Here is a 12,142-nt window from a genome sequence, read left to right on the forward strand (position 1 = left end):
GCTAAAACTCGAACTGATAGAGCAAATCAAGTGCCTGATCTACGCCAGACACTGCTTCCAGATATAGCTTAGGCATCAGGCGATAACGTAGCGTGAGTGTCGCTAAGGAGTCAAATATACCCACACCATATTTCACCTGCAGACCTGGCAGTACGTATCCGCTGACAACCACCTGAGATGAGTCGCCCACCCCTTGCGTGTCCAGTGCCAGATTGCTTACGCCAAATGTCTCCCCGATTTTACCCACAACCTGACCACTTTGTGCAACCCCCAGACCAATAAGCATTGAGGTCATCGCCGCGCTGTCGCTCTGTTCGCTATCAAGTCCTTGTCCGCGTAACAGGTAGGAAAGCGCCATTTGCTGCGACATTGCCGGGTCAGAGAAGATCTCCGCCTTCGGTTCATCGGCTGTACCGGTGACGCGAACGCCAGCGATCACGTCGTCTTCGGTGGCATCCGGGTTACGAATTGCCTCGATATTGAGTAACGGCTGATCCGGCGGACCGGAGAACAATAGCTCGCCCTTACGCACAATCAGATCCTGACCATAGGCATGGAAGCGCCCGCTCGGAATATTTATCTGTCCGTTCAGCCCCAGCCCTTGCTTATCCTGCACCACTTTCAGATCGCCCGTCAGACGCGCTTTCAGACCAAAGGCGTCAATACGCACGTTGTTGCCAACGTGGATGTTCAGGTTACTGTTGATCGGAATGCCGGCTGTCTGCGGTTTCTCCGGCTGCAGATTGTTGTTAAGCATGACCATATCGCTGGAAACCCCAACCGCGCTCTCCGGCAGGTCGTGTACGACGATACGCGCCCACGGCACATCCACGTTGCCATCGAGGGTAAACAGGCTTGGCGTGGCTTCAAAGACCACGTCCGGCGATACATCCAGGCGGACCATCGGCGGTACGGTAATACGTACCCTGCTGCCTTTAGCCGCGACGCGCGCCCGCCAGTTGTCTATTTGACTCCAGTCGGCGTCACCGCTCAGATTGATTTCTCCCTGCTGCGTGCGCACCACGCCCGCCAGCGTGGAGCGTGTTCCGGTGAAGTTAACGGCTAACTGGCTTGGCTGCATGTCAAACGGCATAAAGTTACCGTCGATATCCAGACCGCTCAGTTGCAGCTGTCCGAGCAGCTGCGGGCTTTGCACATCGCCGCCCAGACGCAGGTTGGCGTTGATCGTCCCAGCCGCTTTTTCGCCGCGCGAGAAAATGGGGTTCACCATCGCCAGATTGAAGTTGCGGATATTGACGTTACCGCCCAGGCTACGACGTCCTTGCGGATCCGTTACCTGCACCTGACCGTCAAACTGCCCGTTGTTGGTCAGGCGAATCAGCCAGCCCAGCTCGGCACGGTTATTGTGCAGGTCGGCGGTCAGATTCAGCGTTTCAAACGCCACAGGGAGCGGCGCATCGTTTACGCTTTGCGTGACCTTCACGTTACGTCCGCTCAGCGTGACCTGCCCCTGTGGCAGCCCTTCTTTAGTGGTGTCCCAGCTCACATCAGCTTTGCCGGTGAACACGCCGCTGGCCTGGGTTGTATCCGGCATGAACGGTTTTAACATCGCCAGGTCGAAGCGGTTAAGGTTCACCACCGCGCGTCCCGATGCGCCGGCATCAATGGTTTGCGGTACGCACAGTTCCGCATTCGGGTTGTTCCAGCAGTGCGGCCCAATGCTGATTTTCTGTTCCTGGTTGCGATAATCCAGCGCGACAGAACGGTTGAGCGACCACGGACCGACCGGCGTCTGGAAGCGAGTATTGCTTAACGCCCCTTTCCAGCGCTGTTCTTTGCGATCAAAGCTCCCGGCAAGGTCCAGTTGACCGGAAACCGGCTCACCCTGAATGCGCAACTGCAGCTCATGCTGCTTTTCACTGCCTTTGGCGTTGAGCGTCACCAGACCAATATTCACGTCAGGTTGTACAATCCGCTCTACGCGAACGTTGAGATTACCCGCGATTTGCTCGGCCGATTTCACGTCGCCTTCGACACGTACCTGAGCGATGGAAAGCGCCTGCCAGCGCAGACCGCGGGCGGTGATATCCGCCAGCAGCTGTGGCGCTTCAACCGTACCGCGAACTTTTACCAGCCCTTTCGCCGTCCCGCCTAATCCCGGTAGCGCGTTATCCAGGCTCGGTGCATCAATCGTCGCGTCGAGATTGAGGTCTTTGACCCCCAGTTCCCCTTTCACGTCCGCACTGTTGCGTCCCAGTTCCAGATGCAGGCCAGGGATCGTCCACTGCAGGTAGCTGTTCCCCTTCAGCGAACCGTTCACATTGACCTTATTCTGCTTCACGTTGCCGGTCAGCTTCAGCTCCGGAACCTCCATCTGCCAGCTTCCGCCGTACAGACTGCCGCGCGTTTTCACCAGGCCATTCAGTTTTGACGGCCAGTCCGGGATCGCTTTCGCGGTATTGATACCATCCAGCGTTAACTCGCCGCGCCAGCTGATCGCCTGCTGCCAGTCCACCAGCGCTTTCAGCTCGGTTTTTCCTTCCAGCGCCGCAATGCTGAGTTTGTCGAGATTGATCTGCTGTTCGTTGCCTTTGGCGTCCAGCGTGATGGTAGCCGGAGGAATATCCTGCCCTTTCACGGCGGTACGCATCGACAGCGTATAGTCTGTCATCTTGCCGGTTAGTTTGAGCTTGATGTCATCGGCCTGGAACTGTTTGTCGCCGGTAAACGGCCAGTAAACCTGCTTACTCACCACCTCAATGTTGAGCGGCAATCCGGCTTCTGCCAGACGCGTCTGCGCCCGCAGGTCCATATCCACCGGACCAGACAAATTGACGCCGACTTCCAGCTGTTCACGCAGCGCGCCGCCGACCTTCAGCTTCACCTTTTCACCTTTTAACGGGTCGATGTTGAGTGTGCTGTTTAACGTAATATCAACCGGCCATGTGTCGGTGAGTTGCGCCGTGCCGCTGGCTTTTACCGTTCCCTGATTCGAGTCGATATCCAGCGCATCAAGCTTCATGTTGCCGTCAATGCTGCTCACTTTCAGCAGCATGTTATGTACCGTTAAATCTGTATCCCCGGTCACGCGCAACTGCTCGCCACGAAACTCTTCAATGTTGAGATTGAGCGGCAGATGGACATCGGTCATTTCCGGCAGCACCGGTTTTGAGAACAGATCTTTTAGCGTTTCGCCGAGCGGTTTTTCATCCGGCTGCGGGTTTTGAATCTTCGGTTCGACGACCTCTTCCTGCGCCACTTCGGCCACTTTAGGCAGTGCAATCAGCAGCCCCTGTAATGACGTTGGCTTCAGCGTCAGCGTTTTTTCCTGCCAGTTCAGGCCGGAGGTAAAATCCAGCACCGAAACTGTGGTGTCATCGATTTTGATGTTGATGTTGTTCAGCGCCACGCGCGAAAGCGTAATTGGGTAAGGCGTGGAAAGGTTGAGCGGACCGCTCTCTTCTTCTTCAACCGGCGCTGAGGGCGGCATCTTTTTGCTGTCGATCGCCACGTTGATGTTTTTCAGCGCCAGATCGTTGACGCACAGGCTGCTGTCCCACAGGCAGTTAAGCCCCACGGCCAGATGCACTTCACCAGCATTCACCGCCACGCCAGGCTGGTCGTAACGAATATTTTTGAGCGATAGATCCCGCCAGCCGCCGGTGACCTGACCAATTTCCAGACCCGGAACCCAACGATTAGCCGCTTTGAAGATCAGATGCAGGCCCGAGGTGGTGCCAACGAGGAACGCCACCGTGCCTAACAGCAGCAGGATAAAAATCAGCACGCCGAGGCTTATCTTCTTCCATAAACTCATAATTCAGGCCCCAGACCGATGTAAAACTGTAAACCATGTTCATCTTTGTCGCCGACAGGAACGGCAAAGTCGAGCTTGATGGGACCGACCGGCGATTGCCAGCGTACGCCGACCCCGGCGCCGGTTTTGAAATCGCTTTTGCGGATATCGCTGACCGCTTCACCGCTATCGACAAACATTGCGCCCCACCATTTTCCGGTCACGTTGTACTGATATTCCAGCGAGCCGGTCGCCAGCTTCGAGGCCCCTTTCAGCTTGCCGTCGCTGCCTTCAGGCGAAATAGATTTGTATTTGTAACCACGAATGCTGCGATCGCCCCCGGCGAAGAAACGCAGATCCGGCGGCACTTTGTCGAAGTCGCCGGTTTCGATCCAGCCGAGGTTGCCGCGCATCACAAAGCGGTGCCTGTCGTACAGCGTGCGGATCCAGACGTTTTGCGCCTGGAAGACGGAGAAATCAACGTCTGAACCCCAGGCCGTGTTGGAGTAATCAATAGAATAACGCTGAGAATCGCCCCACACAGGCATCAGGCCACCGCGCGAACGCGTTCGGCTAATCATCACGCCTGGATAGAGCAGCATGGTGGTATTGGTGACGTTACCCTGGGTAAAGTGGTCAAGGCTCCAGCGCAGGTTAATCGCTCGCTGCCAGCCGCTGGAGAGATCCCAGTAGCGGGAAACCGCAAGCGTCGTGGAGTCCTGCTCGGTATCGTTTAAATCGGTACGCTTAAAGCCCCCTTGCACCAGGTAATACTGCTCCAGCGGGTTCTTTAACAGCGGCATTTTATAGCTGAAATCAAGAACCTGCTCTGGCGCCGAGATACTGGCGCTGGTGGTCAGGCTGTGGCCATAGGAGTTCATCCAGGGCTTTTTCCACGAGGTTTTTACCCGTGGCCCGACGTCAGTTGAATAACCGACCCCGGTTTCGATGGTGTTTTCGGTTCGCGGCGAGACCACGCCTTTTAGCGGCAGTACTTTGGTTTTGCGGGCTTTATCAAATTCCGGCGCGACGACCACAGAATTAAACCAGCCGGTCGCCGACAGACGACGGTTCAGTTCGCCCAGATCTTTTGACTCGTACTCTTCACCTTCTTTAAAAGGCACCAGATTTTGCAGGTACTCGTCGCGAATTTGCGAACCTTCAAAGGTGACATGTCCAAAGCGATAGCGTTCGCCGCTGTTGTAATCGATATCCCAGAACGCCTGGCGGCGCTCAAGCGCTATGCCAAGCTGGCTTTTATTAAATTCACTGTCGAAATAGCCTTTGCGCAGCGCCACGCTGGTGAGTGACTTTTTGAAGTTGTCATAGTCCCCCTGATTCAGCACAGTGCCGATTGCCGGCCGCGTTTTCAGCAGATCGAGATAATCTTTGTCCGTACGCGCGCCACCGCGCAGAATCACCTCGGTGCCGCCAATCAGCACCGGCTCGCCAGCATTCACTTTGGCAATCAGCACCTGACGTCCTTTCGCCGGCGGCGGACGCAGTTCGAAATCAATGGTTGGCTCAAAGTAGCCCAGCGCCTTTAGCCCTTCGCGGATGGCATCATCAACGCGCGCACGAAAGCGTCGGTCCGGAGTGACTTCATCACTTTGAATCGTGGACAGCTGCGCACGGACGTTTTTCTCCAGCGGTCCTGATAATCCTTCGACCTGTAAGCGAACATTCGCGGCGGCGGCGGAGCCACTTAAGCACAGTAATCCCACCCAACATAACTGACGGATATGTGGCACATTTTCTCCTGAATATCCTTTTTTCCCACCCCTGGAAAAAAATACTATGCCGTTCCTCGGCTTAACAAAAAATCAACAATAAGAGTTGAAAAACAGACGACAACCCAAATATTTCTTATGTTTAACTCTAGACGTATTCACGCCGTTTATTGTGGGCAAAGACGCGTCTCGTTACAACCTTAACCCAAATGACTGATTTCGGGAGAACGGCCATGAGTTTATTTGATAGAAAGCATCTTGTTACTCAAGCAGATGCCCTACCTGGACGCAACACCCCGATGCCAGTGGCAACGCTGCATGCGGTTAACCAACATTCGATGACCAACGTGCCCGACGGTATGGAAATAGCGTATTTCGCCATGGGATGCTTCTGGGGCGTTGAACGTTTATTCTGGTCATTACCCGGGGTATACAGCACGGCAGCCGGATACACCGGCGGCTACACCCCTAATCCAACCTACCGCGAAGTCTGTTCCGGCGATACCGGGCACGCCGAAGCGGTACGCGTTGTCTATGACCCGCATGTTATCAGCTACGAACAACTGCTGCAGGTGTTCTGGGAAAATCACGACCCGGCGCAGGGCATGCGTCAGGGGAACGACCAGGGTACGCAGTATCGCTCCGCCATTTACCCGTTAACGCCAGAGCAAACCGCCGCGGCACAGGCGAGCCTTGCGCGTTTTCAGGCAGCAATGACCGCCGCAGGCGACGAGCGCGCCATTACAACGGAAATCACTACGGCAACCCCGTTCTACTATGCCGAGGACGATCACCAGCAGTACCTGCACAAAAATCCATATGGCTACTGTGGAATTGGTGGCATCGGCGTTTGCCTGCCGCCAGAACGTTAATCCGCAATTAACGAGCGACCGTCACCCGCGCGGCATGGCGCGTTGCGTGGGTGACGGTTCCCCGATCCGTCACCTTTCCCTTCAGCAACAGGTTAAATACCGGCGCAGAGGGGCGATTAAGACGGTTCTGCAGCAAATGCACCGCTTCCACACCCAGCGCCCGACAGGGGATAGTGATACTGGTTACCGCGGCAACGATATGCGCGTCCAGTTCCTGAACATCCGTCGTCATCAGCGACAGCTCACCGGGTATCTCCACGCCAACGTTTTCCAGGATCCGCCGAATGCCCGTCGACATTGACGCCCCGGCGCAGAAAATCACCTCTGGCCATGCTTCACGCGGCGTTTCACGTAGCCAGTTGCCTATAGCCCGCTCTGATTCATCCTCAGAAAACCCTTCCGTCACCAGCAGATCGCGCCCGGTATCAAACGGTATCTGATACTGTCTGTAGACCTCCTTAATGCCCTCCAGACGCCAGTACATCGTTTCCCGGCGCAGGCTGGTGACATGGAGAATACGCCGATGCCCCTGATCAAAAAGGTATTGCACAGCACGGTTGCCAATCGTCCGATGATCGGGAGATACCGCATCCAGTAACCCTTCTTTGTCCTGCGAGTTAATCAACACGCAGGGTTTATCCAGCAGTTGCGCCAGTTTATGCACGGTCGGGTCATCAATGCCGATAAGAATAATGGCATTGATATTCTTATTGTTGGCCTTTTCCTGAAAGACCTTGATGTCCGCGCGTTGCTCATCCAGCCCGCAGTAACTCAGATAGACATCATGCGGCGCTATCGCCTCCGCAATTCCGCGCGTGACTTCAAGATAAAACGCATCGCCACGGGCGGTGAAAGTGCGCAACGGAGCGAAAACGGCAATGCCGTTGATCAACAGTCGTCCACTGGACAGCGAGTCCAGAACACCCAGCCTGCGCGCGCAGCTGACGATCGCCTCACGCGCTTTATCGCTGGTATATGACTTCCCGCTAAGCACCCTCGACACTGTACTCACCGAGTACCCCGTCAGGGCAGCAATTTCATCCATTTTTAGCTTGCCAGACATTCTGTGACCTCACTCGCAATCAATCTTTGCAATTTTTTGCAAACGTAGTTCATTGACTCTAAAACACTTTTTCAATGACCGGATGAACTTCTTTTTCATCCTGCAACCGTTCTCACAAAATCACATTGTCGATATTCCAGGCGTTTCTTATGTTCCGCATATCCCTTATTTCTCATGAAAAAGGCACGACATGAAAAAAATACGCTTTGGCATTATTGGGGTTGGCAACATTGGTACCGTCCATGCGCGCTACCTGCTGGCCGGAACGGTACACGAAGCAGTGCTTACCGCAGTGTGTGATAACAATCCTGATAAACATGCGGCTATCCAACGGCTGGTCGGTGAAGAGGTGACGTTATTCAGCGACGCGCGTGAGATGCTGGAAAGTGGGCTTATTGACGCCGTTATCGTCGCCACTCCGCACTATGACCATCCGGGTTTATCGATGATGGCCATGCGACTTGGCATCCATACGCTGTGCGAGAAGCCTGCCGGGGTCTATACCGCGCAGGTACAAGAGATGAATGCCTGCGCGCGCGAATGCGATGTGGTGTTCAGCATGATGTACAACCAGCGCCCCAATCCGCTGTATCAGAAAGTTAAAGATCTGATCGACAGCGGCGAACTCGGCGAACTGCGTCGCTCTAACTGGATCATTACCAACTGGTATCGTTCGCAGAGCTATTACAACTCCGGCGGCTGGCGCGCGACCTGGAAAGGTGAAGGCGGCGGCGTGCTGCTTAATCAGGATCCGCACCAGCTCGATTTATGGCAATGGCTGGTCGGCATGCCGGTACGCTTGCGCGCTTTTTGCCAGTTTGGCAAGCACCGCCAGATTGAAGTTGAAGATGACGTCACGGCCTACGCGGAATACGCCAACGGTGCGACCGGCGTGTTTATCACCACCGTCGCCGAAACGCCCGGCACAAACCGCCTGGAAATTGTCGGCAGTCGGGGAAAAGTCGTGGTGGAAGAAGGCCGATTGCGCTTCTGGAGACTACGGGAATCCGAAACCGACTTTAATGCGCGCTGGCAAAACGGTTTTGGTGAGCCTGAATGCTGGGAGGTGATAATCCCTACCGAACCAGAATGCAGCGAGCACTATGTCATTACCCGCAATTTCACCGCCGCAATTCTGCACGGCGAACCGCTGATCGCCCCCGGTCTGGAAGGCATTCGCGGCCTGACGCTTTCCAATGCGATGCACCTTTCTACCTGGACCGATGACTGGGTTGAGCTACCAATCGATGAGCAGCGCTACTTCCAGTTGCTCCAGCAACGTATCGCCTCCTCAGTTGAAAAAACCGCGACCAGCCGCACGCTGGACGCTTCCGGTAGCTGGTAACGCGCAGGAGAAAATCATGCTCAACATTGCCATTGTCGGAACCGGGAATATCTCCCACAACCACATTCAGGGGTATTTACAGTTTGCCGATCGTTGCCGGATTGTCGCGTTGGTTGATATCTACCCGGAGAAAGCGGAAGAAAAGAAATCACGCTACGGCCTGAGCGAAGCGCGAGTCTACCGCAGTCATCAGGCGATGCTGGACGCGGACATTGAGATCGATGTGGTAGATGTCTGCACCCCGCCGTACGTGCACGCAGCCATCAGCATTGATGCGCTGCAGGCCGGAAAACATGTGTTGTGCGAAAAACCAATGGCCTCTTCGCTCGAAGAGTGCGATGCGATGATCGCCGCGCAAAAGGCCAGCGGGAAAACCTTATCGATCATCGCGCAAAACCGCTTTACCGATGCCTTCTGGCGGCTGAAAACCGTTGTTGATTCCGGGCTGGCGGGCAAGATTTGCCATGCACAGGTGGATTCATTCTGGTGGCGCGGACACTGCTATTACGATCTATGGTGGCGCGGCACGTGGCAGAAAGAAGGCGGCGGCTGCACGCTGAATCACGCGGTACACCACATTGACGCCATTCAATGGATGCTGGGTTTCCCAACTGAAGTGGTGGCGATGATGACCAACGTCGCCCATGACAACGCCGAAGTCGAGGATCTTAGCGCGGCTATCTTCAAATACCCGAACGGGGCACTGACGCAGTTGACCGCCTCCGTGGTGCATCACGGTGAAGATCAAAAGATTGTCATTCAGGGTGAAAAAGCGCGTATTTCCGCGCCGTGGCAGGTTCATGCCAGCCAGTCGGCGGATAACGGCTTCCCGCAAACTGACAATAACGGCGAGCTGGAACAGCATCTGGAGACACTTTTTCGCACTACGCCACCGCTGCAATGGACGCTACATACTGGGCAAATCGATAACCTGCTTAATGCCATCGAACAACAGCTCCGTCCCCTGGTCGATGGCGAACAGGGCAAGCGCTCGCTGGAGTTGATTACCGCTATCTATAAATCCGCCATCACCCGCACGGTGGTGACGCTGCCCATTCACCACACCGATGCGTTTTATCGCACCGGCGGCCTGATTGACATCGCCCCGCATTTCTATGAGAAATCCGCCTCCGTAAGCAATTTCACGGAAGTGGGCGCCATCCCTCTGGGTAAAGACTTAGATTCAGGAGTTAAAGAATGAACAAGCAAGATGGAATGCACTACGCCCCTACCGGGAAGCCTCAGCCGGTCGTGAAACCTGGCGAGTTTGTCATTGCCGCGGCCTCACTCGATCATGGTCATATCTACGGCATGTGTAACGGGTTGATTGAAGCAGGCGCCACGCTGAAATGGGTTTACGATCCCGACCCGCACAAAATCGATCAATTTCTGCAGCAGTATCCGCAGGCGCAGGTGGCCGATTCGCTCGAGACAATCCTCAACGATCGCGAGGTCCAACTGGTTGCCGGAGCGGCAATTCCTTCCGAGCGCTGTCCGCTGGGACTAAAGGTCATGGCGGCCGGAAAAGACTACTTCACCGACAAGGCTCCGTTAACCACCCTCGCACAGCTTGAAGACGCCAAAGCGATGGTGGCGAAAACCGGGCGCAAATACGCAGTCTATTACAGCGAGCGTCTGCACGTTGAAAGCGCTGTTTTTGCCGGTCAGCTTGTCCACCAGGGGGCAATTGGGCGCGTGATGCAAACCCTCGGCACCGGTCCGCACCGCGAAGGTCACGGGCGCCCGGACTGGTTTTATGACAAACGCTATTTTGGCGGCATTCTGTGCGACATCGGCAGCCATCAAATCGAACAATTTCTGTTTTATACCGGCAACAGCGAGGCGCATATCGTCGCCAGCCAGGTGCGTAACGTCAATCATCCACAGTACCCGCAGTTCGAAGACTTTGGCGATGCCATGCTGGCGGGCGATAACGGGGCGACCGGCTATTTCCGCTGCGACTGGTTCACGCCGCAGGGGCTCAGTAGCTGGGGGGATGGACGCCTGACGTTGCTGGGTACCGAAGGTTACATTGAGATCCGCAAGTATGTGGATATCACCCGGGGTGAACAGGACGTGGTGTATCTGGTGAATAAAGACGGGGAATTCCGCTACCCGGTTGCGGGCAAAGTCGGCTTTCCTTTCTTCGGCGAATTCATTCTCGATTGTCTGAATCGCACGGAAAACGCCATGACTCAGGCCCACGCCTTTAAAGCCGCAGAACTGTGCGTGAAGGCGCAAATGCTGGCGAATGCCCGCGCATAACCGGAGGTGACATGACAACGCTAAATGCCGCCATCATCGGCGCGGGCGCTATTCACCGCAGTCACGTTAACGCCCTCCGGCTTTTGCCGGGGGTCACGCTGCGTGCGCTGGTCGATATTGATAGTGCCACCGGTTTGCAACAGGCCATGGCTTATAACTGCCGCTATTACCAGAATTACCGTGAGATGCTGCTGGATAATGACATCGACGTCGTCCATATCTGCACGCCTCATTTCGAACACAAAAACATGATTACCGCCGCGCTTGCCGCAGGGAAACATGTGTTTTGCGAAAAACCGGTGGGCTTGAATTGTACAGAGGTGGCAGACATCGCTAACGCAGCGGCATCCGCCCAGGGCCTTCTGGGCGTGTGCTATCAAAACCGGCTTAATCCAACCAGTTTACGTATCCGCGATGAACTGGCGAAAAATACGCTTGGCAAAATGCTAAGCGTTAAAGCTGTTTTGACCTGGTCACGCTCCAGGGCTTATTACAGCGAAAGCCCGTGGCGCGGGCGTTTCGCCAGCGAAGGCGGCAGTTTACTGATCAACCAGGCTATTCATACTCTCGATCTGATGCAGTGGTTCGCCGGCGGCGTGACGCGTTTGAAAGGCGTGGTGGACAGCGGTGAACTGGCAGATGTCACCGAAGCCGAAGACAGCGCGATGGCGACCCTGCACTTTGCCAACGGCGCTCGCGGTCTGTTTTACGCCAGCAACTGCAACACCCTCGATTCACCGCTGCTGCTGGAGATCCATTGTGAGCAAGGCATGCTCCAGCTCACGGACAATACCCTGTGGCGCGTTACAGCGGACCGACGCCTGAAACTGGACTGCGATGGTTCACCGGACGGTCACGCCAAAAGTTACTGGGGTCTGGGCCACCAGCAGGCTATTCGTCAGTTTTATCATGCAATTACTCATGGAGGTCAGACAGAATATATCAACATTAATGAAGCCCGCAAATCACTGGCGATGGTTGAGGCTATTTATCACTCATCTAAAACCCGACAATGGATAACCATTAATAATTAAAATTAATTTAACGCTGCAGAATTAAATAACACCAGCCGGATAATACCGGAATACGCATACCCTACATACTGGAAAA

At 55.1% G+C, this 12,142-nt stretch carries 8 protein-coding genes; 5 read left to right on the top strand and 3 right to left on the bottom strand.

Annotation, left to right across the window (positions count from 1 at the left end):
* Position 1: 1 nt before the first annotated feature.
* Positions 2–3,778, bottom strand: coding sequence for an autotransporter assembly complex protein TamB (tamB, locus tag OGV77_RS11605; RefSeq protein ID WP_075145304.1), 3,777 nt, complete (start codon positions 3,776–3,778; stop codon positions 2–4).
* The gene (gene tamA / locus OGV77_RS11610; protein WP_043018206.1) at positions 3,775–5,508 is read right to left on the bottom strand and encodes an autotransporter assembly complex protein TamA; all 1,734 of its coding nucleotides are present in this window, start codon (positions 5,506–5,508) and stop codon (positions 3,775–3,777) included. The genes tamB and tamA overlap by 4 nt, the downstream gene beginning before the upstream one ends.
* Before the next feature lie 212 nt (positions 5,509–5,720).
* Here tamA and msrA point away from each other — a divergent pair, with 212 nt between their 5' ends.
* The gene (gene msrA, locus OGV77_RS11615) at positions 5,721–6,359 is read left to right on the top strand and encodes a peptide-methionine (S)-S-oxide reductase MsrA (protein WP_043018205.1); all 639 of its coding nucleotides are present in this window, start codon (positions 5,721–5,723) and stop codon (positions 6,357–6,359) included.
* Between the two features lie 7 nt (positions 6,360–6,366).
* Here msrA and OGV77_RS11620 read toward each other — a convergent pair whose 3' ends face one another.
* Positions 6,367–7,422, bottom strand: coding sequence for a LacI family DNA-binding transcriptional regulator (locus tag OGV77_RS11620; protein ID WP_087051756.1), 1,056 nt, complete (start codon positions 7,420–7,422; stop codon positions 6,367–6,369).
* Between the two features lie 190 nt (positions 7,423–7,612).
* Here OGV77_RS11620 and OGV77_RS11625 point away from each other — a divergent pair, with 190 nt between their 5' ends.
* The 4 genes from OGV77_RS11625 to OGV77_RS11640 are packed head-to-tail and all read left to right on the top strand — an operon-like array spanning position 7,613 to position 12,066.
* On the top strand, positions 7,613–8,767 hold the full coding sequence (locus OGV77_RS11625; protein ID WP_075145305.1) for a Gfo/Idh/MocA family protein: 1,155 nt from the start codon (positions 7,613–7,615) through the stop codon (positions 8,765–8,767).
* A gap of 16 nt (positions 8,768–8,783) precedes the next feature.
* Positions 8,784–9,968, top strand: a complete 1,185-nt coding sequence (locus OGV77_RS11630; protein WP_087051755.1) for a Gfo/Idh/MocA family protein — start codon at positions 8,784–8,786, stop codon at positions 9,966–9,968.
* A complete protein-coding gene (locus OGV77_RS11635) occupies positions 9,965–11,032 on the top strand; it encodes a Gfo/Idh/MocA family protein (RefSeq protein WP_047406681.1) in 1,068 nt (355 codons plus the stop codon). The genes OGV77_RS11630 and OGV77_RS11635 overlap by 4 nt, the downstream gene beginning before the upstream one ends.
* 11 nt (positions 11,033–11,043) lie before the next feature.
* A complete protein-coding gene (locus OGV77_RS11640) occupies positions 11,044–12,066 on the top strand; it encodes a Gfo/Idh/MocA family protein (RefSeq protein ID WP_043018200.1) in 1,023 nt (340 codons plus the stop codon).
* Positions 12,067–12,142: the final 76 nt, after the last annotated feature.

Origin of the sequence: Citrobacter sp. Ce129, assembly GCF_030334545.1 — a bacterium.
GTDB classification, from domain to species: Bacteria; Pseudomonadota; Gammaproteobacteria; order Enterobacterales; family Enterobacteriaceae; genus Citrobacter; species Citrobacter europaeus.